At 70.7% G+C, this 23697-nt stretch carries 28 protein-coding genes; 26 read left to right on the forward strand and 2 right to left on the reverse strand.

The annotated features are described in order from the left end of the window. Positions 1-82 precede the first annotated feature (82 nt). Entirely contained in the window at positions 83-2356 is a 2274-nt protein-coding gene (locus QFZ50_RS17875) for a putative bifunctional diguanylate cyclase/phosphodiesterase (protein WP_307086464.1), read from the reverse strand. A 262-nt stretch (positions 2357-2618) separates the two neighbouring features. Between QFZ50_RS17875 and QFZ50_RS17880 the strand changes: the two genes are divergently transcribed. The 16 genes from QFZ50_RS17880 to QFZ50_RS17955 all read left to right on the forward strand — a co-directional run bounded on the left by QFZ50_RS17880 (position 2619) and on the right by QFZ50_RS17955 (position 16092). Further along, positions 2619-3494: a flagellin N-terminal helical domain-containing protein gene (locus QFZ50_RS17880; RefSeq protein ID WP_307086466.1), complete on the forward strand. Its 876-nt coding sequence runs from the start codon at positions 2619-2621 to the stop codon at positions 3492-3494. Positions 3495-3636: 142 nt separating this feature from the next. Beyond that, positions 3637-5010: a flagellar filament capping protein FliD gene (gene fliD / locus QFZ50_RS17885; protein WP_307086468.1), complete on the forward strand. Its 1374-nt coding sequence runs from the start codon at positions 3637-3639 to the stop codon at positions 5008-5010. A 14-nt stretch (positions 5011-5024) separates the two neighbouring features. Continuing rightward, positions 5025-5462: a flagellar export chaperone FliS gene (gene fliS, locus QFZ50_RS17890; RefSeq protein ID WP_307086470.1), complete on the forward strand. Its 438-nt coding sequence runs from the start codon at positions 5025-5027 to the stop codon at positions 5460-5462. Then, positions 5455-5928 (forward strand): hypothetical protein, encoded by a 474-nt coding sequence (locus tag QFZ50_RS17895; protein WP_307086472.1) that lies wholly within the window; start codon positions 5455-5457, stop codon positions 5926-5928. The genes fliS and QFZ50_RS17895 overlap by 8 nt, the downstream gene beginning before the upstream one ends. Positions 5929-6052: 124 nt before the next feature. After that, the gene (locus tag QFZ50_RS17900; RefSeq protein ID WP_307086474.1) at positions 6053-6394 is read left to right on the forward strand and encodes a flagellar basal body rod protein FlgB; all 342 of its coding nucleotides are present in this window, start codon (positions 6053-6055) and stop codon (positions 6392-6394) included. Then, the gene (locus tag QFZ50_RS17905) at positions 6394-6786 is read left to right on the forward strand and encodes a flagellar basal body rod protein FlgC (RefSeq protein WP_307086476.1); all 393 of its coding nucleotides are present in this window, start codon (positions 6394-6396) and stop codon (positions 6784-6786) included. The genes QFZ50_RS17900 and QFZ50_RS17905 overlap by 1 nt, the downstream gene beginning before the upstream one ends. Beyond that, on the forward strand, positions 6786-7094 hold the full coding sequence (gene fliE, locus QFZ50_RS17910; protein WP_307086478.1) for a flagellar hook-basal body complex protein FliE: 309 nt from the start codon (positions 6786-6788) through the stop codon (positions 7092-7094). Before QFZ50_RS17905 ends, fliE begins: the two co-directional genes overlap by 1 nt. Beyond that, positions 7094-8734 carry a flagellar basal-body MS-ring/collar protein FliF gene (gene fliF / locus QFZ50_RS17915; protein ID WP_307086480.1) on the forward strand — a complete coding sequence of 547 codons (1641 nt, stop codon included), beginning with the start codon at positions 7094-7096 and terminating at the stop codon, positions 8732-8734. The genes fliE and fliF overlap by 1 nt, the downstream gene beginning before the upstream one ends. Next, positions 8731-9747 carry a flagellar motor switch protein FliG gene (gene fliG, locus QFZ50_RS17920; RefSeq protein ID WP_307086482.1) on the forward strand — a complete coding sequence of 339 codons (1017 nt, stop codon included), beginning with the start codon at positions 8731-8733 and terminating at the stop codon, positions 9745-9747. The genes fliF and fliG overlap by 4 nt, the downstream gene beginning before the upstream one ends. Continuing rightward, entirely contained in the window at positions 9737-10339 is a 603-nt protein-coding gene (locus tag QFZ50_RS17925) for a FliH/SctL family protein (RefSeq protein ID WP_307086483.1), read from the forward strand. Before fliG ends, QFZ50_RS17925 begins: the two co-directional genes overlap by 11 nt. Continuing rightward, positions 10336-11652 (forward strand): FliI/YscN family ATPase, encoded by a 1317-nt coding sequence (locus QFZ50_RS17930; RefSeq protein ID WP_307086485.1) that lies wholly within the window; start codon positions 10336-10338, stop codon positions 11650-11652. Before QFZ50_RS17925 ends, QFZ50_RS17930 begins: the two co-directional genes overlap by 4 nt. Further along, positions 11652-12086 carry a flagellar export protein FliJ gene (locus tag QFZ50_RS17935; protein WP_307086487.1) on the forward strand — a complete coding sequence of 145 codons (435 nt, stop codon included), beginning with the start codon at positions 11652-11654 and terminating at the stop codon, positions 12084-12086. The genes QFZ50_RS17930 and QFZ50_RS17935 overlap by 1 nt, the downstream gene beginning before the upstream one ends. Continuing rightward, a complete protein-coding gene (locus QFZ50_RS17940; protein ID WP_307086489.1) occupies positions 12083-12835 on the forward strand; it encodes a C40 family peptidase in 753 nt (250 codons plus the stop codon). The genes QFZ50_RS17935 and QFZ50_RS17940 overlap by 4 nt, the downstream gene beginning before the upstream one ends. Further along, positions 12832-14424, forward strand: a complete 1593-nt coding sequence (locus QFZ50_RS17945) for a flagellar hook-length control protein FliK (RefSeq protein ID WP_307086491.1) — start codon at positions 12832-12834, stop codon at positions 14422-14424. The genes QFZ50_RS17940 and QFZ50_RS17945 overlap by 4 nt, the downstream gene beginning before the upstream one ends. Positions 14425-14440: 16 nt before the next feature. Then, positions 14441-14872, forward strand: a complete 432-nt coding sequence (locus QFZ50_RS17950) for a flagellar hook assembly protein FlgD (protein WP_307086494.1) — start codon at positions 14441-14443, stop codon at positions 14870-14872. Positions 14873-14919: 47 nt separating this feature from the next. Further along, a complete protein-coding gene (locus QFZ50_RS17955) occupies positions 14920-16092 on the forward strand; it encodes a flagellar hook protein FlgE (RefSeq protein ID WP_307086496.1) in 1173 nt (390 codons plus the stop codon). 75 nt (positions 16093-16167) lie between these two features. Here QFZ50_RS17955 and map read toward each other — a convergent pair whose 3' ends face one another. Beyond that, on the reverse strand, positions 16168-16941 hold the full coding sequence (gene map, locus QFZ50_RS17960) for a type I methionyl aminopeptidase (RefSeq protein ID WP_307086498.1): 774 nt from the start codon (positions 16939-16941) through the stop codon (positions 16168-16170). A gap of 68 nt (positions 16942-17009) precedes the next feature. Between map and QFZ50_RS17965 the strand changes: the two genes are divergently transcribed. The 10 genes from QFZ50_RS17965 (at position 17010) to QFZ50_RS18010 (ending at position 23696) form a co-directional block, all read left to right on the forward strand. Continuing rightward, complete coding sequence (locus QFZ50_RS17965) at positions 17010-17306, forward strand: helix-turn-helix transcriptional regulator (protein WP_307086500.1); 297 nt, start codon at positions 17010-17012, stop codon at positions 17304-17306. Between the two features lie 172 nt (positions 17307-17478). After that, positions 17479-17805 carry a flagellar FlbD family protein gene (locus QFZ50_RS17970; RefSeq protein ID WP_307086502.1) on the forward strand — a complete coding sequence of 109 codons (327 nt, stop codon included), beginning with the start codon at positions 17479-17481 and terminating at the stop codon, positions 17803-17805. Then, positions 17805-18659, forward strand: a complete 855-nt coding sequence (locus QFZ50_RS17975; protein ID WP_307086504.1) for a motility protein A — start codon at positions 17805-17807, stop codon at positions 18657-18659. Before QFZ50_RS17970 ends, QFZ50_RS17975 begins: the two co-directional genes overlap by 1 nt. Further along, positions 18656-19573, forward strand: coding sequence for an OmpA/MotB family protein (locus tag QFZ50_RS17980; RefSeq protein ID WP_307086506.1), 918 nt, complete (start codon positions 18656-18658; stop codon positions 19571-19573). The genes QFZ50_RS17975 and QFZ50_RS17980 overlap by 4 nt, the downstream gene beginning before the upstream one ends. An 82-nt stretch (positions 19574-19655) precedes the next feature. Continuing rightward, positions 19656-20537, forward strand: coding sequence for a flagellar motor switch protein FliM (locus QFZ50_RS17985; protein ID WP_307086508.1), 882 nt, complete (start codon positions 19656-19658; stop codon positions 20535-20537). Positions 20538-20675: 138 nt separating this feature from the next. Then, entirely contained in the window at positions 20676-21239 is a 564-nt protein-coding gene (gene fliN / locus QFZ50_RS17990) for a flagellar motor switch protein FliN (RefSeq protein ID WP_307086510.1), read from the forward strand. Then, positions 21239-21790, forward strand: coding sequence for a FliO/MopB family protein (locus QFZ50_RS17995; RefSeq protein ID WP_307086512.1), 552 nt, complete (start codon positions 21239-21241; stop codon positions 21788-21790). The genes fliN and QFZ50_RS17995 overlap by 1 nt, the downstream gene beginning before the upstream one ends. Continuing rightward, positions 21787-22659, forward strand: coding sequence for a flagellar type III secretion system pore protein FliP (gene fliP / locus QFZ50_RS18000; RefSeq protein WP_307086514.1), 873 nt, complete (start codon positions 21787-21789; stop codon positions 22657-22659). The genes QFZ50_RS17995 and fliP overlap by 4 nt, the downstream gene beginning before the upstream one ends. A gap of 1 nt (position 22660) precedes the next feature. Further along, positions 22661-22936, forward strand: a complete 276-nt coding sequence (gene fliQ / locus QFZ50_RS18005) for a flagellar biosynthesis protein FliQ (RefSeq protein WP_307086516.1) — start codon at positions 22661-22663, stop codon at positions 22934-22936. A 1-nt stretch (position 22937) separates the two neighbouring features. Beyond that, entirely contained in the window at positions 22938-23696 is a 759-nt protein-coding gene (locus QFZ50_RS18010) for a flagellar biosynthetic protein FliR (RefSeq protein ID WP_307086518.1), read from the forward strand. Position 23697: the final 1 nt, after the last annotated feature.

Raw genomic sequence — 23697 nt, forward strand, 5'->3', positions numbered from 1 at the left:
ACTGGTACTCCCACGCTACCCGTTCAGCGGAAGTTCATCCGCCTGTACCGGTCTGTACGCCGAGAATACTTTTCCCTGTCCGTCAGCCCCGCTGGACCACCAGGGGGCTGCCGTCGGGGTCCGTGGCCAGGGCGTGGGCGCTGATCCAGGGGGCCACGCCGGCGGCCGGAAGGGGCCGGGCGAAGTGGAAGCCCTGCGCGAGATCGCACCCGAGCGCCCGCAGTTCCGCCCGGGTCGCCTCGTTGTCCACTCCTTCGGCGACCACCCGCAGGTCCAGGCTGTGCGCCAGGTCGATGATGGAGCCTACGAGACCCTGCGCGCGCCGATCGGTCCGCATGGCCGTGATGAAGGACCGGTCGAGCTTGAGTTCGTCGGCGGGGAGATCGCGCAGGTACGCCAGGGAGCTGTACCCGGTGCCGAAGTCGTCGATGGAGATCTGGATGCCCTTCGCGCGAAGCCGCGCGAGGATCTTCGCCGTATGGGCCGGGTTCCTCATCAGCATGTCCTCGGTGATCTCGAGCATGAGGCACTCGGGCAGGGTCCCGCACTCCTCGAGGAGGAGGCGGATCTGCCGGGGGAGTCCGTCCTGGATGCACGAACCGGACAGGTTCACGGCGACGCTGATCTCCAGTCCCTCGGCCCTCCACCGGGCGGCCTGCTCCACGGCGTCCCTGAGCACGAGCGCGGAGATCGCCGGCATCAGGCCCGCCTCCTCCGCGAGGGGCAGGAACGACGTCGGCGGCAGCTGCCCGAGGAGGGGGTGGTTCCAGCGGATGAGGGCCTCGACGCTGGTCACGGCGCCGTCGGGCAGGTTCACCTTGGGCTGGTAGTTCAGCTCGAACTGGCCCTCGACGAGCGCCAGGCGCAGTTCCTCGAGGGTCTTCAGTTTCCGTGCGCCGCCGTCGTCGTCCATCGAGCTGTAGATGTGGTGCCCGCTCCGGTCCGACTTCGCCCGGAACATCGCGATGTCCGCCTTGCGCATCAGCAGGGTGACGTCGGTGCCGTTGTCCGGGGTGAGCGCGATGCCGATGCTGACGCTCACCTTCAGGGAGGCCGTGCCCACCTGGATCGGCTCGTCGAGTTCCGCTTCAAGCCGCCGGGCCACGATGAGGGCTTCCTCCCTCGACACGTCGTTCAGGAACACCGCGAACTCGTCACCGCCAAGGCGTGCCAGCAGATCACTGGACCGCACCTGCCGGGTGAAGCGCTCGCTGACCTGCACGAGGAGGGCGTCGCCGACGTCGTGTCCCAGCGCGTCGTTGACGTCCTTGAACCGGTCGAGGTCCATGAAAAGCAGGGCGCCGACGCGATTCCCGCCCACGCGTCGGGGAAGATCGGCGACCAGCCCCCGGCGGTTCGGAAGCCCTGTCAGCTCGTCCGTGGTCGCGAGGATCCCCAGCATGCGGTTCCGGAAGAGGAGAGGCGCAGCCGTCAGGAGCAGGGTGAGGGCGGCGAGCACCTGGGCGACCAGCGGGATGGAGACCTGGCAGCCGATGATCAGGACGGCGAGCGCCGACACCGTGGACACCATCAGCGTGGTGAGGGCGGGCAGGCCACGGTCACGGTGGCGGACCGACGGATCGGACCGGGCGACGCCGTCGACCCACACCGCGATCCCCACGAGCCCCACGATCCAACCGGCGTCGGTGACCGTGCCGACCGCGTAGTCCGCCATGCCCAGCGCATAGGCGATGTCCGCGGCGGAGAAGAGGATCAGGCCGGCGATGAGCAGTGGCCAGCGCGGTCCCAGATCGAGCCCACGGGAGGCCAGCAGGCCGCCCACGGTGGTGACGAGCAGGAGATCGAGCAGGGGGTAGATGACAGCGAGGACCACTTCGAGCGTGGTGCCGCCGGTCGCCCCGGAGCGCAGGACCGGCGCGAGGATCACGGCCATGAGGGAGGCGGCAGCCAATGCCCCCACGAGGCTGTCCAGCAGCAGCGGCCAGGCCACGCCCTTCAGCTTCCGTACCGTCACGGCGAGGGCGCCGATCATGAACGGATAGAACAGGAGGTACGCCACATCCGCGACCGAGACGACGGCGAGGGACTCCTCCCCGTTCGCCGCCACGAGATAGTAGAGGTCCCCGGCGGTGTAGACGGCGACGGCGGCGGCACCGAACAGGATCTGCCACTGGGACCAGCGTGTCCGCCGAAGTGCGCTGACGCACACGGCGACGGCACCGAGTTCCACGACCATGCCGAGCCATGCGCCGAACAGGTTGAACCGGGCGGGGTCGCCGAGCAGGAGGACGGCGATGTACAGCGGTAGCGCCATGACGGTCACGATGACCAGGACGCGGGAGACATCCGCCCGCATCGCACCAGCCCTGCCGGCCACACGGGCATCAGCACCCACCCTGCACATCCTTCGCATCGACGATCAGGAACCTGACCATCGACGAGCTTAGGGCGGTGGCGCGGGCGCAAACCCGGATTCGGCCTGTTGCGCTCCAACTTGCTGTCAAACCTTGGGCTACCTTGCGCCTATTCAGATCCCAGGGGCGACGTCGGAAAAAGTTTGCGCCGAGTTCTAACGTTCTCCCGCATGCCTCCGATAGCTACGGTTGCAGGCCCATGGATGGGCCGGCGATAGCAGCCCTTTCACGGAGGAATACATCATGGGTTTCCAGATCAACACCAACACCGCGGCCAACACCGCATACCGCAACCTCTCCAGCACCCAGGGCGACATGTCCAAGTCGCTCGAGAAGCTGTCCAGCGGTCTCCGCATCAACCGTGCAGCCGATGACGCTGCCGGCCTGTCCATCTCCGAGGGCCTGCGTTCGCAGATCAGCGGGCTTGGGGTTGCAGCCCGCAACGCCCAGGACGGCATCAGCGTTGTCCAGACCGCTGAAGGTGCACTGACCGAGGTCCACAGCATCCTGCAGCGCGTCCGCGACCTGGCTGTTCAATCGGGCAACGACTCGAACAACACGGAGGCGCGCATCGCGATCCAGACCGAGGTCACCGCACTCGCGGACGAACTCACCCGGATCGGCAGCTCGACGAACTTCAATGGCATCGACCTCCTCGCCGCGGACAAGTCCCTGACGTTCCAGGTCGGCGCCGGTGACAAAGCATCAAACGATCAGGTCAGTGTCAAGCTGACTAACGTCACGACGATCGCGAATGCTATCGGCGGCACCCCGGGCGCCGCTGATGCTAACGGCACTCCTGGCGCGAGGACAGGTGGGTTGAAGTTTGACTCAGCTGGCGAGGCGCTTAAGTCGATCACAGCGATCGATGCGCAGATTGAGAAGGTGTCGCAGGCTCGCTCGGAGCTCGGTGCCGTGCAGAACCGCTTCGAGTCGGCGATCAACAGCATCAACGTCTCGCAGGAGAACCTCTCGGCGGCCAAGTCCCGCATCACCGACACCGACATGGCGAAGGAGATGGCGGACTTCACCCGTTCGAACATCCTCTCGCAGGCCGGCACCGCGATGCTGGCGCAGGCCAACCAGATGAACCAGGGTGTCCTTCAGCTCCTCCGCTAAGCGGTGAGTATGTAGGCGAAAGGTGCACGGTGGCGGGACTGATCCTGGACCGAGAGGTCCCCCCACCGCGCATTCGCCAGATAGCAGTCCTGACAGACCATTAGATCGACCGGCAGTACATCCAGCCCCGAGAGGTAGACCCATGGCGTTCTCCATCGACGGCATCGCCAGCGGGCTGGACACCACGAACATGATCAACCAGCTCATGCAGCTGGAAGCACGCCCTCAGACGCTGCTCAAGGCGAAGGCAACCTCGACGCAGGGCTTCATCACGGTCCTGCAGCAACTGAACACCCGTTTGAGTTCCCTGACCGAGCTCGCGACGAAGACCGCCAAGCCCCAGGCGCTCGATCTCTACAAGGCCGCCTCCACGAGTGACACCGTCACCGCCACGGCGACCTCGTCCGCCGGCGCCGGCACCCTCGACTTCACCGTGAAGCAGCTCGCCTCCTCACAGTCCTCCGTCACGGGCGTGATGACGGCGTTCTCGCCGGGACCCACCACCCTGACCCTGCGTGCGGCGGACGGCACCACCACCGAGGTGGCGACCACCGGCACCCTCGACGACGTCGTCGCCCAGGTGAACAAGGCCGACGTCGGCATCACGGCCACGAAGGTCAGCGCCGGGAAGGACGCCGACGGCGTCGCCCAGTACCGGCTGCAGTTCACCGCGAAGGAATCGGGCACCGAACACGGCTTCTCCGTGTTCCGCGGCACTGCCGCCGACGTCACCGCAGGGACCGCGACCAACCTCTTCACCGAGACCGGCGCCGCCACCGTCCGCACTGCCCGGAACGCCGAGGTGGTCCTCTGGGGTGGCACGGCGGCCGAGCAGACCGTCACGTCGTCGTCGAACACCTTCGCCGACATCCTCCCCGGTGTCTCCGTCACGGTCAGCAAGACCACCACCGAACCCGTGTCCGTGACCGTCTCCCGTGACGCCGAAGCCACCTCGGCGAAGGCGAAGGAACTGGTGGAGGCGCTGCGCAGCGTCTTTTCCTTCGTGGACACCAACACCAAGGTCACGCCGGGCGCGACGGCCAGTGCTGCCCCCATCTCGGGCCGATTCACGGGTGACAGTGCCGTCCGGGGCATCGCCCAGTCCGTGCTCACCGCGGCGACGGCGCCCATCAACGGGCGGTCGACGTCGGAGCTCGGCATCACGCTGACCCGCTCCGGAACCGTGGAATTCGACGCCGAGAAGTTCGCCAAAGCACTCGCCGCCAACCCGGACCAGGTGAAGGACGCCCTCACGCAGCTGTCCGTCCGCGTAGCCGATGCAGGGAAGGCGGCCTCGGACAAGTACGACGGCGAACTCACGAGCCGGATCAAGAGCCAGGAGTCGACGGTCCGCAACCTCAATGACCAGGTGTCCGGCTGGGACCAGCGGCTCGAGAAGCGCCGGGCGACCCTTGAACGCACATACTCGGCGCTCGAGGTCCAACTGTCACAACTCCAATCGCAGGGCGACTGGCTGTCATCCCAGCTGGCCGGCCTGCCCACCACCGGAAGCTAGTCAAGATGCTGCAGATGAACGGATACCAGGCCAAGCGCTCGCAGTACGTGCAGGACGCCGTCCTGTCCGCAACGCCGGCGGGGCTGCTGACCATGCTCTACGACCGGCTGCTGCTCGACCTCGCCCGGGCCGGTGCCGCCCAGGAGGCGGGGGACTGGGGCACGGCCTCGTCGAACCTGCTGCACGCACAGGACATCGTCGGCGAGCTCATGTCCTCGCTCCGCACCGACGTGTGGGACGGAGCGGAGGGCCTGATGTCCCTCTACACCTACGTACGCCAGACGCTCCTCGAGGCCAACACCCGGCGGGACCGCACCAGGACCGCGGAATGCGCCGAGATCCTGGAGCCCCTGCGTCAGGCATGGCACGAGGCCGCTCGCACGGGCCAGCCGGCGCCAGTGGCCCAGAACCAGGACGCGCCACGCTCACTCGGAGTCCTCGGCGTTGGCTGACGATCCCAGAACCGATGCGGCCACCGGAGGAGAATCCGGCCAGCACTCCGCCCTCACGGCCTGGACCTCCGCCCTCGATGCGCTGGAGAGGATCCTCGACACTCTCGAAGCTGCCGCGGACACCGCTGGCGACACCACCTCGGAGTCCACCGCTGATTCCGCAGCCGATACCTCCGCTGATTCCGCAGCTGCGCCCACCGCCGGTACCGCTGAAGCGACCGCAGGTGACCCGGAGTTCCTGCGCCGCACCGCCGCCTCCGTGGACTGGACACCGCCGCAGGTCGACGGTCCCATCCCCGCGTCGCTCGTGCCGCGGGCCCGGCGCATCCGCGAGCGCCAGCAGGCCGTGCTCACCCGGCTGACCGGCGACGCCGAGACCCTGCGCCGCCATCAGAGCGCCATCGGCTCGGTCCGGGCGGCGACGGCCCCGCTGCAGTCGTCCATCTACCTCGACGTCACGGGCTGAAAGTTCTTCGTCCGAGCTCCTAACAGGTGGCCTGCTGCCATCCGATAGTCGCCGGTGAGCACGGATCGCTCACCCTCAGGCCATGGATCGGCCGCTCGACCTTGTTGGAAGAGGTTCTGCAGTCGTGCTCGATTCCGTGTCCTCGCTCGCCATGCGCAGCGCCCTCGATGGGCTCGCCCTGCGCCAGCGCGTCACCGCGAACAACATCGCGAACGTCAACACCCCCGGCTTCCACGCCCAGCGTGTCAGCTTCGAGGACGCCCTGGCCCGCTCGGTGTCGCTGGGCGACGGCAGCGCGCAGGCCACCACGGAGACATCCCTCGAACCGACCCGGCTGAACGGCAGCAACGTCAACCTGGATACCGAGACGCTCTCGAACATCGACACCGTGCTGCGCTTCCAGTTCGCCGCGCGTGCCGTCGAGGGGCCCTTCACCAGCATCCGCACCGCCCTCAGGACGTCCTGATGACCTTCGACGCGATCGGCATCTCCGGCACCGGCCTCACCCTGCACCGCAAATGGCTCGACGCCGTCGCAGACAACATGGCCAACGCCAACACGGTCACCTCCACCGACGGCGCCGCGTTCCAGCAGCGCTACATCACGGCGCGTGCCGACGAGAACGGTCAGGGCGCCTACGTGGCCGGGGCCGAGTTCGGCAGCGCCGAGGGCCGCCTGGTGCACGAACCCGACCACCCCCTCGCGGACGAGGACGGCTACGTCCGCTACCCCGACATCGACATGAGCGCGCAGATGGGGCAGCTCATCATGGCGCAGCGCGGCTACCAGGCCAACGCCGCCGTCGTCGACCGCGCGAAGGCCACCTACGAGGCCGCCCTCCAGATTGGACGTTCCTGATGCCTGTTCCCGCGATCGGCGCGGTCCAGCCCGCCGCCACCACCTACCTGCCGTCCGTCGGCACGGAACCGGTGTCCGGCGCCGGCGGGCAGGGCTTCGCCACGTCGCTCACCTCCGCCGTGGACAACGTGAGGTCCCTGCAGTCGACGTCCAACGAGCTCGCCGTGCAGGCCGTCACCGGCGACCTGACCGACATCCACAACGCCACCCTCGCCTCCACCCGTGCCCAGGTGACGCTCGAGCTCGTCGCGGCCGTCCGGAACAAGGGTGTTGACGCCTTCAACGAGATCATGAGGATGCAGGCCTGATGCCCACCCCCCTGTCCGCCACCGCGACCCGCCTCGGCGACGCCGTGAAGAGCTTCACCATCGCCCAGCGCACCATCGCCATCATCGGCGTCGCCATGCTCGTGCTCGGCGGGATCGCGCTCACGTCCTGGCTGTCCAAGCCCTCCTACACGCCCCTGTTCTCCGGGCTCAGCGGCGAGGACGCCAGCACCATCGTGGACCAGCTGCAGACCGACGGCGTGCCGTACGAGCTGACGCAGGGCGGTGGCACCATCCTCGTCCCCGAGGGCGTCGTGTACGACCAGCGGATCAAGGCGGCCTCGGCCGGCCTCCCGTCGTCGTCCACCGGAGGCTACTCGCTGCTCGACGACATGGGCGTCACGTCGTCCGAGTTCCAGCAGTCCACCACCTACAAGCGTGCCCTGGAGGGCGAGCTCGCCGCCACGGTGTCCGCGATCGACGGCGTCAAGGCCGCCACCGTGCGCCTCGCCATCCCCGAGGACACGGTGTTCGTCGCGGAGCAGGGCAAGCCGACCGCCTCCGTGTTCGTCGAGACGAACCCCGGCGCCACGCTCTCGAGCGACCAAGTGCAGGCCATCACCCACCTGACGTCCGCCTCCATCGACCGCATGGACGCCGCGGACGTCGCCGTGATCGACGCCGAGGGCCACGTGCTCTCCGCCGTCGGCGTCGGCGCCACCGGGGGAGCGGACCAGCAGGCCTCCGACTACGAGCAGCGCATTCAGGCCTCCGTTCAGTCGATGCTGGACCGCGTGGTCGGAGCCGGCAACGCCACCGTCGCCGTGGCCGCGGACATGAAGCTCGAGAGCGCAGAACGCGTCGAGGAGAGCTTCACGACGCCCGAGAACGCGCCCGCCCTCAACGAATCCACCACCACCGAGGCCTACGAGGGGGCCGGTGGGGGCAATGCCGGCATCCTCGGACCGGACAACATCGCCGTCCCGGAGGACGGCGCGAACGGTGACGGCACGTTCAACTCGGAGACCAGCACGCGCAACAACGCCGTGAACAAGACCACCGAGTCCACCACCGTGCCGGCCGGCGGCATCAACCGCCAGACCATCTCCGTCGCGGTGAACCAGGGCGCCACCGCCAACATGGACGTCACGGCGCTGACTGCCCTCGTCTCCAGCGCAGCGGGCGTCGATGCCGCCCGCGGCGACGTGGTGACGGTCGAGGAACTGCCGTTCAACGAGGCAGGCGCGGACGCCGCAGCAGAGGCCCTCGCCGAGGCGGAGGAGGCGCAGGCGGCGCAGCAGCGGGCGGACCTCATCCGCACGCTGTCGATCGTCGCGGCCATCCTCGTGGTCGTCATCGTCGCGCTCATCGTGTACGCCCGCCGCTCACGCCGCCAGCGGCGCGAGCCCCTCGACCTCGGCGAGCTGCAGGGCGTCTACCCGGCCCTTCCGGGCCCCGGGACACCGGCCCTCGATCCGGCCGTCGCGCTCCTCACCCCGCTGGAACCGGCCCCGAACACCACCACGATCGACGTCGCTGCAGTGCAGAGTGCCCTGCAGGCGGGGTCGGCGGAATCCGATCTGGACCGCATGCGCGCCGACATCGACGCCCTCGCCACGCAGGACCCGGCGAAGACCGCCGAGTTCCTGCGCAGCATGATGGATGACAGGCAGAGCGTATGAGTGCCGTACGGGCGGTCACCGGTACCCAGAAGGCCGCGATGGTCCTCATGCAGCTCGACCAGGACCGCGCCGCCGAGATCCTCCGGCAGTTGTCCGAGGCGGAGGCCGAGGAGATCGTCGCGGAGATCGTGCGCCTGCGCCGCGTCGAACCGGCCGCGGCCGAGGAGGCGCTCGCGGAGTTCCACGAACTAACCACGAGCGGACGGCGCCGCACCCGCGGCGGCATGGAGGTGGCCGTCGGGCTCCTCGAGTCCTCCTTCGGCGCCGAACGCGCCGCCGGCGTCGTGGGACGCCTGGCCTCGACCGTGGCGGGCAAGTCCTTCGAGTTCCTCGACACCGTGGAGCCCGGCCAGATCCAGACGGTCCTCGAGCACGAGCTGCCTCAGACCATCGCCCTCGTCCTCGCCCACCTGAAGCCCGAGCGGGCCTCCACGGTCCTCGCCGGGCTCGCCCCCGAGACCCGGACCGACGTCGCGCAGTGCATCGCGACCATGGGAGCGGCGACGCCGGAGGCGGTGTCCGTCGTCGCCGAGACCATCAAGATCAGGGCCGGCGCCGTCGCCGCACCCGACCGTGGGGCGTCCAGGATCGGTGGCATCCAGCCCCTCGTCGACATCATCAACCGTGCGGATGTCAGCACCGAGCGTGAACTGCTCGACGGGCTCGAGAGCCGCGATCCGGCGCTCGCCGAAGAGGTGCGTGCCCGCATGCTGACGTTCGCGGACATCGTCAACTTCGAGCGCCGCGACGTCCAGCAGGTGCTGCGCGGTATCGACTCCGCCGTCCTCGCACTCGCCATGAAGGGCGCCGCCGAAGCCGTGATCACCGTGATCCGTGCGAACGTCTCCGAGCGCAACAGGGAGATCCTCGACGACGAGATCCGGGGCATGGGGCCCGTACGGATGTCGCAGGTGGAGGAGGCCCGCGCCGAGGTGGTGCGCGCCATCCGCGATCTCGAGGCGCAGGGCACCATCACCATCATGCGCGGGGAGGAGGACGAGATTGTCGACTGACGCACTCACCCCGATCTCCTTCCCGCGCCTCGGTCCCGGCTCCGGCCGGGCCGCCCACGACACCGCCCTCGCCCAGGGGCATGCCGCCGGGTACGCCGACGGGCTGGTCCTCGCACGTGCCGAACTCGCCGAGCACCGCGCACGGCTCGACGCCGAGCACGCCGCCGCCCGCGCCCGCGCGGACGCGCTCCTTGCGCAGCAGCTCGGAGTGCTCGAGACCGCCGCACGCGCTCTCGAGGCGCGGACCGCGCCGGTCCTCGACCAGGCCCGCTCGCGCATCCTCGACGCCGCCTTCTCCATCACGGAGGCCCTGCTCGGGCGTGCACTGGAGGACGCACCCTCCTCGGCGCGGGCCGCCGTCGTGCGGGCCCTCACCGCAGCGGACGGCGAGGAGGTCCGTGCGGTCCGGCTGCATCCGGCCGACCTCGACGTGCTGGGACCCGACGCGGTCCCCGCCGGCGTCGCCCTCGTCGCAGATGCCACCCTGCACCGCGGCGACGCCGTCGCCGACTGCCCGAACGGCTTCGTCGACGCACGCCTCGGGGTGGCGCTGGCACGCGTCCGCGCCGCACTGACGGAGGGTGCGGCATGACACTCACCTTCGACGAGACCATCCGGCTCGCCAGCACTGCCGCAGCGCCCCAGCGCGTGGGCCGCGTGGCCTCCGTCGTCGGGCTCGGCGTGGACGTCGTGGGCCTCGACTGCGCGATCGGCGACCTCGTGACCATCGGCGACGATTCACCCGTGGACGCCGAGGTGGTCGCCGCGTCGCTGACCGGGCTGCGCTGCATGCCCTACGCCCACCTCGTCGGCATCCAGGCCGGTGCACCCGTCCGTGCGCAGGGACGGCCCCTCCTCGTGCCGGCCGGCCCGGGGCTCCTCGGCCGCGTGCTCGACGGCGTCGGACGCCCCATCGACGGTCGTGGTCCCCTCACCGACGTCTCCTGGGTGTCCCTCGAGAACACGCCGCCCGCGGCCCTCGAGCGCACCCGCATCACCGAACCCCTGCAACTCGGTGTCCGCGTCATGGACACGCTCACCACGGTGGGCCGCGGCCAGCGCATGGGCCTCTTCGCGGGCTCCGGCGTCGGCAAGTCCTCGCTGCTGTCGATGATCGCGCGCGGGACGGACGCCGCGGTCTCGGTGATCGCCCTCGTGGGGGAGCGGGGCCGCGAGGTCCGCGAGTTCCTCGAGGACGACCTCGGGCCCGAGGGCCTCGCGCGGTCCATCGTGGTGGTCTCCACCTCCGACGAGCCCGCGCTCCTACGCCTGCGTGCCGCGTTCGTCGCCACGCGGATTGCCGAGTCGTTCCGCGACCGCGGGGCTGACGTCATGCTCATGATGGACTCGCTGACCCGCGTGGCGATGGCGCAGCGCGAGATCGGCCTCAGCGTCGGCGAGCCCCCCGCGACGCGCGGGTACCCGCCGTCCACCTTCGCGCTCCTCGCCCAGCTCCTCGAACGGGCAGGCACCGGAGCCACGGGGTCCGTGACCGGCATGTACACGGTGCTGGTCGACGGCGACGACCACAACGAGCCGGTCGCCGACGCCGCGCGCTCCATCCTCGACGGCCACGTGGTGCTCGACCGCAAGCTCGCGGTCGCCGGGCACTTCCCGTCGATCGACCCGCTCGCGTCCATCTCGCGGGTGGCCTCCCGTGTCACCAGCCGCGACCAGGCGGGGATCGCCGCCGTACTCCGCCGAGCCCTGGCCGCGCGGAAGGCCGCACAGGACCTCATCGACGTCGGCGCCTACTCCCGCGGCTCCAATCCGCTCGTGGACGCCGCGATGGATCATGAGGCCGCCGTGAACGCGTTCCTGCAGCAGCGCATGGACGAGCAGACCCCGTTCGACGACGCCTGGAACCGGCTCGCCCACCTCACAGCATCGATGGGAATCTCCTGATGGCACGACAGTTCCCCCTCGCAGGCCTGCTCCGGCTGAAGCAGCTACGCGAGGACGAAGCCGCCGGCAGGCTCGCCGACGCCAACGAGCGCCTGCGGGTATCGAGGGCCCGGACCCATGGCGTCAGCGAGGCCCTCGAGGGTACCGACCTCGATCCGGCAGGGTCGGCGTCGCTGTACGCGGTGGCCGCGGCCCGCGCATCTGCCCGCAGCATGCTCGCCGACCTGCACGCGCTCGAGGGCCGGCTGCAGGCCGAGCGGGAGCGTGCCCAGGTCACCTACCGGGGTGCCCGGGCCGACACGAAGGGCCTCGAGAAGCTCGAGGCACGGCACAGCGAGGGCGAGGCGAGCGCACTGCTCGGCGCCGAACAGCGGGTCCTCGACGAGATCGCCGCGGCCGGAAGACTCCAGCACACAGGGAAGGACCGGGCATGACCATGACCGACGCGGTGGGCCGCATCCAGCAGATCCAGTCCACCCTCACCATGCTCGCCGCACCGGCACGGTCCACGGCCGGCATCACCCCGCCGGTCGGTTCGAAGATCACGGGCTCCTCGACGGGGGCCGGTTCCACCGCCGCCCCGGCCGCGACGGCCGATCTCTTCGCCGACGCTCTCGCGGGTGCCACTGCACCTGCCGCAACGGACTCCTCCGCCACGGTCACCGGCGCCACCCCCGTTCCCGTGCCGGCCTCGGGCGACGCCGCACGGCTCATCGAGGCGGCGCGTTCCTACGAGGGCATCCCGTACGTGTGGGGCGGAACGGACCCGGCCACGGGGCTGGACTGCTCGGGCTTCGTGCAGCGCGCCTACGCGGACATCGGCATCCAGCTGCCGCGCGTCACCTGGGACCAGATGAATGCCGGAACGCACGTCCCGTCGCTCGCCGAGGCGCAGCCCGGGGACCTGATGTTCAGCCACGACGGCGGGCACGTGTCCATGTACCTCGGGGGAGGCAAGGCCATCGACGCCCCCCAGCCGGGGCAGACCGTCGCCGTCCGCGACATGTGGGAGACGGACGCGAACATCACCACCATCCGTCGTATCCTGCCCGCGGCCCCTGCAGGGGCGGCGTCCATGGCGCCCGCCGCCATGGCGTCCTCCGTGTCGACGTCGAGCGCCTCGGGATCCGCCGATGCGGCCTACGCGGCGCAGGCCGCCTTCCTCGCGAGCATGGCCCGATGAGCCTCGTCCAGGGTTCTCCCGCCACGGCCGCTCCGCGCGACACCCTGCGTGCCGTCCGACCGGCCGCCGGGAATCGCGACGGCTCCGAGGTGTCGTCGCTGTCGGCATCCCGGTCCACGTCCCGGTCGGCATCGTCCTTCGGCGAGGCGTACCGTCGGCATGCGGAGCGCCTGGACCGGCCCATGACCCGGACCGCCGACGACGCCCGCTCCGGTGGGCCCGCTGGAACACCTGCAGGACTCGGGGGATCGACGGGCCCGATACGCCGTGAGGCGGAGCCAGTCCCGTCGTCGGCGATCAGGTCCGACTCCCGCCGCGGCCCACGGCAGTCCTCGGCCGCGGAAGGTGCCGTGACGGCATCGGATCCGGCGGCACATGCGGCACGCCAGGCCTCCGCGGACCCGCAGGCACCGTCCGGTGACGTCCCGACGGCCCTAGGGGTCAAGGCCGGCATCACGGCAGAACACGTCACGGTCGAAACGGCCGCCCCCGTGGAGCCGACGGCGGATACGGACCCTGCCGATGCCTCCGATCCTGCCGGCGCCGCCGGCGCCGGCGTGCCGGCCTCCCCGCTGACGACCCCGGCTGCCACGCCGACGGTGGCCGCCCCGAGCGCGCCGACGGCCGCTGCAGATGGGTCACCGGTCACCTCCACGGCGACCGCGACGCCCGTCCCGGAGATCCGGTCGGGCGCGGTCCCTCCGACGTCGGGGCCGACCGGGCCGGCATCGGCACACCCCGCGGCAGGAGCCCTGGCCCCGGAGGCGCAGGGCGTGGCGGCGGGTCCGCTCCCGGGAGCCGGAGCCGTTGCCGTTGCCCCGGGGACTCCCGTGCCGGTAGCGGCAGATGCCGGTGGAGTGCCGTCCACCGCGCCCACCCCCGCGGGTGCAGGCGCTGCCAGCGCCCACTCCCTCCCGGTGGGCATTCACCCTGTCACCGATGCGGCGGGACAGGCAGCAGCCGGAGGGACGGAAGCCGGAGGGACGGACGCAGGACGGACTGACGCAGGACAGACTGCGGAGCCCGGCACGCCCGCCGCCGCACCGCAAGCGGGGACCACCGAGCAGGCCGGCGCTCCCCAGCTTCCTCCGGCCGCCCGCGCCGAGCTGCCCCTGCAGCAGACGCCGTCCGTCGTCGTCGCACCGGCGGACGCCCCCGCGCCCGCACGCCACGCCGCGCCCCTGCCCCGGCAGCTCGGCGGGCCCGCCTTCGCGCTCGCACAGGCGGCGGCCGGCGCACCGGGCGGGACGAGCACCATCACCGTCACCGTCGCGCCGGACGATCTCGGGCCCATCACCATCCGCGCGAGCCTGTCGCCGGACGGAGCCAGGATCGAGTTCTTCTCGGCCACCGACGGCGGGCGGGAGGCCCTGAAGCAGGCGCTGCCAGACCTGCGCCGGGAGGCGTCGTCGTCGGGCCTGTCCGCGTCGCTCGATCTCGGCACCGGCACCCCCGACGATCCTCGGGACGGAGCGCGGGACCACGGCCCACGGCACGCCCGGACAGCAGAGGTACGCCCGGCACCGGCTCCACCCACCTGGGCAGCCCGCCCGGCGGCGGGCACCTCGACCCTCGACCTCTTCGCCTGAACCCGGAAGGACAGCCATGCCCATAGATCCGGTCGCGTCCGCGACCTTCGCCCCCACCACGACACCCGCTGCCGGAACCCGGAAGCAGGCCATGGACTCCGAGGTCTTCATGTCACTGCTCGTGAGCCAGCTGCGCAACCAGGACCCGAGTGCCCCGATGGACACCAACCAGATGATCTCCCAGACCACGCAGCTGGCCATGATGGAGAAGATCACGCAGATGACCGGCCTCAGCGAGGAGAACTTCCACCTCCAGATGCGGTCCTCGGCGGCCGCGCTCATCGGTAACGAGGTCTCCTACACGGGGACCGACGGCGTCGAGGCCCGTGGCCTGGCCACCGCCGTCTCCTACAGCGGCCCCGTCCCCACCGTCACCATCGGCGGCAGGAGCATCGCGCTCGACCTCGTGTCCGGTGTCGGCGCCCTGCCGGCTCCGGCCGCTCCCTGATCCACGCACCCTTCCGCTCCGCCCCTTCCGCACCGAAAGGCACCACCATGCTTCGCTCGCTCTACTCCGGCATCTCGGGGCTCCGCTCCCACCAGACCATGCTCGACGTCACCGGCAACAACATCGCCAACGTCAACACCACGGGCTTCAAGGCGTCCGCCACCCAGTTCCAGGACACCCTGTCCCAGTTGACACAGGGTGCGGGCGCACCCCAGGAAGCCTTCGGCGGCACCAACCCGGCCCAGGTGGGCCTCGGCGTGCAGGTGGCGGGCATCGTCACCAACTTCTCCCAGGGCTCGGCCCAGGCCACCGGCCGTGCCACGGACATGATGATCTCCGGAGACGGGTTCTTCATCACGCGCCTCGGCGGCGAGACCCTCTACACCCGGGCGGGCGCCTTCACCCCCGACGCCGAGGGCCGCCTCGTGACCCCGGACGGCTCCCTCGTCCAGGGCTGGCCCGCCGTCAACGGCGTCGTCCAGCAGGGTGGCGCGGTCGGCGACCTGCGCATGCCCAAGGGGGCGGTCTCCCCGGCCCAGGCGACGACGACGGCACGGGTCACGGGCAACCTGCCCTCCGACGCGGCCGTCGGCACGCAGATCCTGCAGGAGAAGGAGGTCTACGGCGCGGACGGGACGGCCCGCGACCTCACGCTCACCTTCACCCGCTCGGCCACGGGCTGGACGGTCGCCGGTCAGGACGCGAACGGTGCGGCAGGCAGCACGGAACTCCTGCTGCCGAACGGCCAGGCCGCCGCGGGCTCCTCGGTCACGGTGGGCGGCATCGCCGTCGACCTCTCCGCCGTCACCGGCTTCGCGCAGCTCAAGACCGTCTCCATCTCGGAGCGGGACGGCCGCACCGCCGGCACCCTCGAGTCCTTCACGGTCGGCGCCGACGGCACCCTGGTGGGGGCGTTCAGCAACGGCAGCCGCCAGCCGCTGGGCCGCGTGGCGCTCGCCGGCTTCGTGAACCCCGCCGGCCTGGAGAAGGCCGGAGCCTCGTCCTACCGCGCGACGGCGAACTCGGGTGCGGCGGAGATCGGCGCTGCCGGCGCCAACGGCCTCGGGTCGCTCGACGCGGGCACGCTCGAGATGTCCAATGTGGACCTCTCGCAGGAGTTCACCAACCTGATCGTGGCGCAGCGCGGCTTCCAGGCGAACGCCCGCATCATCACCACCTCCGACGAGGTGCTGCAGGAACTCGCGAACCTGAAGCGCTAGGCGTAGGTGCCGGCCGGGCGGACCGGCCGGCGCCACCGCTCGAGGGAACGGTCCGGCCGGCCAGGGTGGAGCTCCCTACCGGCTGGGCAGGGTGAGGATCTCGGCGCCGTCCTCGGTGATGGCGATGGTGTGCTCGGTGTGCGCCGTCCGGCAACCCGTGGCACTGCGGAGCGTCCACCCGTCGGCATCCGTGACGAGCGCGGCGGTGTCCACCATGACCCACGGCTCCAGCGCCAGCAGCAGCCCGGGGCGCAGCTCGTAGCCGCGACCGGCCCGTCCGGTGTTCGGGATGTGCGGGTCCTGGTGCATCGTCGACCCGACGCCGTGACCTCCGAAGTCGGTGTTGATCGGGTATCCCGCCTCGCGGAGGACCGAGCCGATCGCGTGGGAGAGGTCGCCGATGCGGGCGCCCGGCCGCGCGGCGGCGATCCCGGCAGCGAGCGCACGTTCCGTCGCGGCGATCATCGCGGTGCCGGCCGGGTCAGCGGACCCGCCCACGAGGAAGCTGATGGCGGAGTCCGCGACCACCCCGCCCAGGGACACGGCGAGATCGAGGGACAGCAGGTCGCCGTCGGCCAGGGCGTAGTCGAACGGCAGTCCGTGGAGGACGGCGTCGTTGACGGACGTGCAGATGTAGTGCCCGAACGGACCGCGTCCGAAGGAGGGCGCGTAGTCGACGTAGCAGGACTGGGCGCCGGCCTCGACGATCATCTCCTGGGCCCACCGGTCGATGTCCAGCAGGTTGGTCCCCGTGGTGGCGCGGCCCTTGAGCGTCTGCAGGATGTCGGCCACCAGGGCGCCCGTGGCTCTCGCCCGGCCCACTTCGGCGGGGCTCAGGATCTCGATCATGCGTTGCCTACTCTCCGAAGGACCAATAACTATCCCGGTAATAGTATCCCAGGACTAGACTCTGTCTCATGGTCAGATTGCCACTCACCCCCGCGGACGTCGAGCGCGGACAGCGCCTCGGCACCCTGCTGCGTCGCGCCAGGGGAGAGCGCCCGATGCTCGAGACCGCCCTGGACGCCGGCGTCTCACCGGAGACGCTCCGGAAGATCGAATCGGGCCGGGTCGCCACCCCTGCCTTCCCGACCATCGCGGCCATCGCCGCCGTCGTCGGACTCTCCCTCGACGACGTGTGGGCCGAGATCAACAGGCCGGGCGCCGAGACGGCCGGCTCCGCGTCCGGGACGGGTCAGCGGCTCGCTTCGTAACACCGCCCGCGGACTATCCCTGGAGATCGGGGACCCGCCCGCGCACCGCAGCCGCCCGTCCACGCTCGTCACCGACACCCCCGACACCTCCGACGTGCTTACGAAGCCGCGGCGGGTGCCGACAGTGGAGGGAAGAGGCCCCGTCCGGGGCGTCCCGACCCCAGGATGTCCGATGATCGTGGTGACCCGGCTCAACGAGAGCCAGTTCGCGGTGAACCCTGACCTCATCGAGCGCATCCACGAGAACCCGGACACCACGCTCGTGATGGTCGACGGCGCCAAGTACATCGTCACCGAGTCGCTCGGTGAAGTGGTCGACCTGATCGCCGACTACCGGGCGCGGATCATCTCGCTCGCCCGGTTCATGCCCGGCCCGGCCGACGAGGACCCGGCGGGCCCGCGTCCGCTCGGCATCGTCCGTGATGCAGGAGATGACGCCGGGTCCTCCGACGCGACCGATGCCGGCGCTCCCGTCCCGCTCCGACCAAGGAACACGTAATGGATCCCGCAACACTCGTCGGCATTCTCCTCGCCTTCGGGGCGCTCTACGCGATGATCACCCTCGAGGGTGCGCACGTCCAGTCCCTCCTCCTGCCCGCGCCCATGATCCTGGTGTTCGCCGCGACGATCGCCGTCGGCATCGCCGGTGGCACCCTCAAGGATTTTCTGGTCGCCGTGAAGGCCGTCCCACCTGCTGTCATGGGCAGGAGCACCCCGCCCCAGGACACCATCGACAGCGTGGTGGTCCTCGCGGAGAAGGCCCGGAGCGAGGGGCTGCTGGCTCTCGAGGAGGAGGCCAACACCGTCTCCGACCCGTTCCTCCGCGGCGCCCTGCAGAACATCGCCGACGGCACCGACGGCGAGGAATTGCGCGAGATCCTTGAGGACGAGATCGACTCCGCGTCGGCGACCCACCGCACCGCATCCAAATTCTTCATGAGCCTCGGCGGCTACGCCCCGACCGTGGGCATCGTCGGAACGGTGGTGTCCCTGACCCACGTGCTCGAGAATCTCTCCAAGCCTGACGAACTGGGCCACATGATCGCCGCGGCGTTCGTGGCGACGCTCTGGGGCCTGCTCTCGGCGAACTTCCTCTGGCTCCCCATCGGCACACGCATCAAGCGCCTCGGCGAGATGGAGACCGCCCGCATGACCCTCCTCATGGAGGGTGTCCTCGCCGTCCAGGCCGGGAGCCAGCCACGGCTGCTCGGCGAACGGCTGAAGGCCATGGTGCCGCAGCACGCCCAGGGCAAGGGCAAGGACGGCAAAGACGGCAAAGACGGCAAGGGCGGCGGAAAGGGCGCGAAGGGATCGGACGAGACGATCACCGCGCAGGGCAAGGCCGCAGCGTGAGCAGACGCCCCCACCGGAAGCGGCACGGCGAGGAGCACGGCGAGGAGCACCCGGACGAGCGCTGGATGGCGTCCTACATGGACATGGTCACCGTGCTGATGTGCATGTTCATCGTCCTGTACGCCATGTCCACGGTGGACCAGCAGAAGTTCGAGCAGCTGCGCACCTCCCTGGCCACGGGCTTCGGTGCCGTCGAGACGGCGACCGTGGACACCGCCGAGGGCACCATCGTCCCCGCCGAGCATGCCAACGACGAGGGCGAGTCCTTCGCCGGGGGAGCTGCGCTCACGGACGCGGAGACGCAGAAGCAGGAACCGGGAGCGGCCGACGTCGCCGCACCCACGCCGTCGCCCTCGCCGTCCGCGGGCGGTGACGCCGCCGAGCCCGCCACGGACCGCGAGCGTGCCACCGCGGAGGTCGAGAACCTGCGTGCCCTGCAGGAGCGGATCGACGCGGAGCTGCGCGGACGCGACCTCGCCGACGCCGTCCGCTACGTCATCGACGAGCGCGGCCTCACCATCCGCCTCGTCGGGTCCGAGACGTTCTTCCTCCCCGACAGTGCGCAGCTCACCGACCAGACACTCCGCGTGCTCGAGGGGGTGGGGCCCATCCTGGCGTCCATCCCCAACGAGGTGGGCGTCGAAGGGCACACCGCCCGCCTGCCAGACTCCGTCCCGCGTCCGCTGGACTGGGAGCTGTCCACCGAGCGGGCCGTCAACGTGGTGCGGCACCTCATCGACACGGGCGGCGTCCCGGCACCCCGGCTCTCGGCCATCGGGTACGGCGAGTCGCGTCCCCTCGCTCCCGGGACCACGGCGGCGGAGCTCGAACTGAACCGGCGCGTGGACATCGTGGTGCACTCCGACCAGCCGGAGAGCGTGCGCGCCCTGATCCCGGAGATCGCCGCCGGCTGACCGCGCGCGCGGATCACTAACACCCCGTGCCCGGCGTCCGATAGTCGATGGCGTGACGGTCCAGGAACAACTCTCCTTTGGCGTGCCCTCGGCAACGCCCCGGGCGGTGGATGTCTATGACTTCCGCCGGCCCACCACGCTCGCGCGTGAACACTCCCGTGTGCTCGAACTCGGATTCGAGACACTCGCCCGCCAGTGGGGTACGCAGCTGACAGCGAAGATCCGCGCGATCGCGCAGGTGACCAGCGAACAGCTCCTCCTGCAGACGTACAACGAGTACGCGGCCTCCCTGCCACCCACGACGGCGATGGTGCTGTGCGCGGTCACCGGCCACGCGAGCAAGGCGGTCATCCAGTTCCCCGCATCGGCGGGACTGTACTGGGTGGACTCGATGCTCGGCGGCCACGGCGCGGTTCCCCTCGAGGAGCGGAAGTTCACGCAGATCGAGCAGGCCCTGATCCGCCGCCTCATGGACGACGCCCTCGAAGGGCTGCACTACTCCCTCGGGTCCGTCCTGTCCCACCAGCTGAGCATCGACTCGATCCAGTACAACGCCCAGTTCGCCCAGGCGGCCTCGACCACCGAACTCATGATCGTCGGGGTCTTCGAGATCCGCGTGGGTGACCGCGTCAGCCGGGCGACCATCGCCATCCCGGCGCACCTCCTGCTCGCACAGCTCGGCGACGCGAACCCGACGGCCACGAGCGAGGACGCCCGCGAGCTGATCGAACTGCAGGTGACACACGTGCCCGTCGACGTGTCGGTGCAGCTCGCCGCCCTGCCCGTCCTGCCGTCCCGCATCCTCGACCTCGCCGTCGGGGACGTGCTGAAGCTGCCGCACCCGCAGCACCGACCCTTCGAGCTCGCCGTCAGCGGACAGCGGCTCGGCGAGGCAGCCCTGGGCCAGAACGGCTCACGCCTGGCCTGCGTAGTAGTGACCACCGAGGAGAACACCGCACCATGAACACCACCACCGCCGAGCACCAGGCCGCCACGTCCCTCGCAGCGAGATTGCCGCTTCCCGGTCCGCTCACGGCCGAGCCCTGCAACGCCGCCGAGGTGCCGTCCCGCGAGTGCCTCGACCGCCGTCGTCGCCTCCTTCGTGGGGGCCTTCTCCGCGGACCTCGCCGTCGTCCTGATCGACGCGCAGCCCCTCGCCGTCGCCGCCGGCACGTCGTCACCGCTGGTCTCCCCGGCCGACGTGCTCGTGCCCGCCCTCGAAGCCGCCTCGAACTCCCTCGGCGACGGCGTGCTCGGCGTCCCGGCCGTGCAGGACGCGCTGCCCCTATTCCGCGACGCCGAGACCTCCGTCTTCCGCCTCGCCGGCCCGTCCGGCACGGTCGGCTGGTTCGCCGTGCGGCTGCGCGGGGCCCGGCCCGGTGCGGCTCCGCGCCGCTCGTCGGCACCCGCCGGGGCCGCCAACCTCGGCCGCATCAGCAACGTCGAGATGGCCATGACCGTCGAGATCGGACGGACCCGCATGTCCGTCCGCGACGTGCTGGACCTCGAGCCGGGCGCCGTCATCGAACTCGACCGGTCCGCCGGCGCTCCCGCGGACGTCCTGCTCAACGGGCGCCTCGTCGCGCACGGCGAGGTCGTCGTCGTGGACCAGGACTACGCCGTGCGCATCACCCAGATCCTCGACGTCGCGGACGGCACCCTCTAGTGGACGTGGTGGTCCTCGCGCTGCGCGTGCTGCTGTCCCTCGGCGTGGTCCTCGCGCTGCTCTTCGTGCTGCACCGGAAGGTCTCGAGGATCAACGGCAACCGTGCCGGAGCGGGCCTCGTGTCCGTCGTGGCCCGCCAGGGCATCGGCGCGAAGGCCTCGGTGGTCGTGCTCGACGCCGAGGGGACCCGCTTCTACCTCGGGGTCACCGAGCAGTCGGTGTCGGTCCTCCACTCATCGGCCGCCCCGCGCGCACTGCAGGCGGTCCCGGGTTCCGACGACGCTGCAGGACGCACGGCCCCCGCCGTCGCCGGGCCGGCGGAGACGTCCGACGCCCGCTTCGCGGCCTCGCTGAAGCTGGCCGGCGGGGCGGTCGACACCCTGCCGGCGGCCGATGTCGCTCCGGCGCCGGCCACCGCGTCTCCGACGAGCCGCCGCGCGGCCCGGGCCACGGAGTCGGCGCGTCCCGGAGCGCCGCTCAACGGCTCGATCCTCTCGCCCGCCACCTGGAAGCAGACCGCAGCGTTCCTGCGCCAGGGACGGGCGGGGTGACCGCGGCCGCACTCCTCCCGGCGCGCCCCGCCCGCCGCTCCCGCGCCCTCGCCGTGGTGGCCGCCTTCGTGCTGGCCGTCGTCGTCGTCCTCCTCGGAGCGGCTGCGGGGCACGCCGGCGAGCTGGACCCGACCGTCCCGGCACCCACGGCGCCGTCCGCCCCCGCCGACCCCACGGCCCCCACCCCGCCCGGGAGCGACGACGGCCTGTCGGTCGAGATCAACGGCGTGGACGGGGCACCGAGCTCGGCGGTCCTCACACTCATCGGCATCACCCTGCTCTCGGTGGCGCCGGCGCTGCTGCTGATGATGACGTCCTTCACCAAGATCTTCGTGGTCCTGGCGATGACCCGGAACGCCCTCTCGCTGCCGTCCATCCCGCCCAACCAGGTGCTCGCCGGGCTGGCCCTGTTCCTGTCGCTGTTCATCATGGCGCCGGTCCTGACCGAGATCAACGACCTCGCCGTGCAGCCCTACCTCGACGGCGCGACGACGTTCTCGCAGGCACTGGCCGACGGCGCTGGGCCGCTGCAGACGTTCATGATGGGCCACACCCGTGAGGAGGACCTCGCGCTCATGACCCGCGCGGCCGGACAACCGAACCCGCAGGACGCCGCGAGCGTGCCGCTGACCACGCTCATCCCGGCGTTCATGATCTCCGAACTCCGGGCCGCGTTCATCATCGGATTCGTCATCTTCGTGCCGTTCCTCGTGATCGACCTCGTGGTGTCCGCCGCGCTCATGTCCATGGGCATGATGATGCTCCCGCCGGTCATGATCTCGCTGCCCTTCAAGATCCTGCTGTTCGTCCTCGTGGACGGGTGGGGCCTGATCATCACCTCGCTCATCAACAGCTACCAGGGCGGTTGACGTGGATACCAACGCCGTCCTCGACATCGGCCTCGCCGGCATCTGGGCCGCCGCGAAACTCTCCGCGCCCGTCCTCCTGACGGCCCTCGTGGTGGGATTCGCCATCTCGCTGCTGCAGTCCATCACCCAGATCCAGGAGGTCACGCTCTCGTTCGTGCCGAAGGCCGCCGCCGTGTGCGTCGCCCTGCTGATCTGCGGCCATTGGATGATCGCCGAGATGATCTCGTTCACCCACGAGATGTTCGAGCGCATCCCGGGCCTGCTCGGGGGCGGCTGACATGGACATCGAGCTCGACCAGGCCCGCATCGAGGCGATGATGCTCGCCGGCGTGAGGATCGTCGCGTTCCTCGTGATCGCCCCGCCCTTCTCCTACAAGGGCATCCCGGCGCGCATCAAGGCGATGCTCGCCGTCGGGCTCGCCCTCGTGGTGTCCCCGCGGGTCACCGAGGGCTACGCCACGGGCGGTACGGGACAGTACGTCGGCGCGCTCGTCCTCGAACTCGTGATCGGTGCGGCCCTGGGGTTCCTCGTGCTCGTGATCTTCTCCGCCATCCAGTCCGCCGGCGCCCTGATCGACCTCTTCGGCGGCTTCTCGCTGGCGCAGGGCTTCGACCCGCAGTCCATGGTCAACGGCGCCCAGTTCGCGCGCCTGTTCCAGCTCACCGCCCTGACGCTGCTGTTCACCTCCGACGGCTACCAGCTCATCATCGGCGGCCTGATGCGGACGTTCAACGCCCTGCCGCTCGGCGGCGCACTCGACCTCGCCGAGCCCGCCGAGGCCCTCACCGGCGCCGTCACCGGGCTCTTCCTCGCCTCCGTCCAGATCGCCGGCCCGCTCATCGTGGTCCTCTTCCTGGCCGACGTCGGCCTCGGGCTGCTGACGCGGGTCGCCCCGGCTCTGAACGCCTTCGCGCTCGGCTTCCCGCTCAAGATCTTCATCACGCTCAGCCTCGGCGGCGTGGTGTTCGTGGCCCTGCCCCGCGTCGTCGCGACCCTCACCGACGAGGCCGCAGCGGCCCTGATGGGGGTGGGCTGAC

Origin of the sequence: Arthrobacter agilis, from assembly GCF_030816075.1 — a bacterium.
GTDB classification, from domain to species: domain Bacteria; phylum Actinomycetota; class Actinomycetes; order Actinomycetales; family Micrococcaceae; genus Arthrobacter_D; species Arthrobacter_D agilis_E.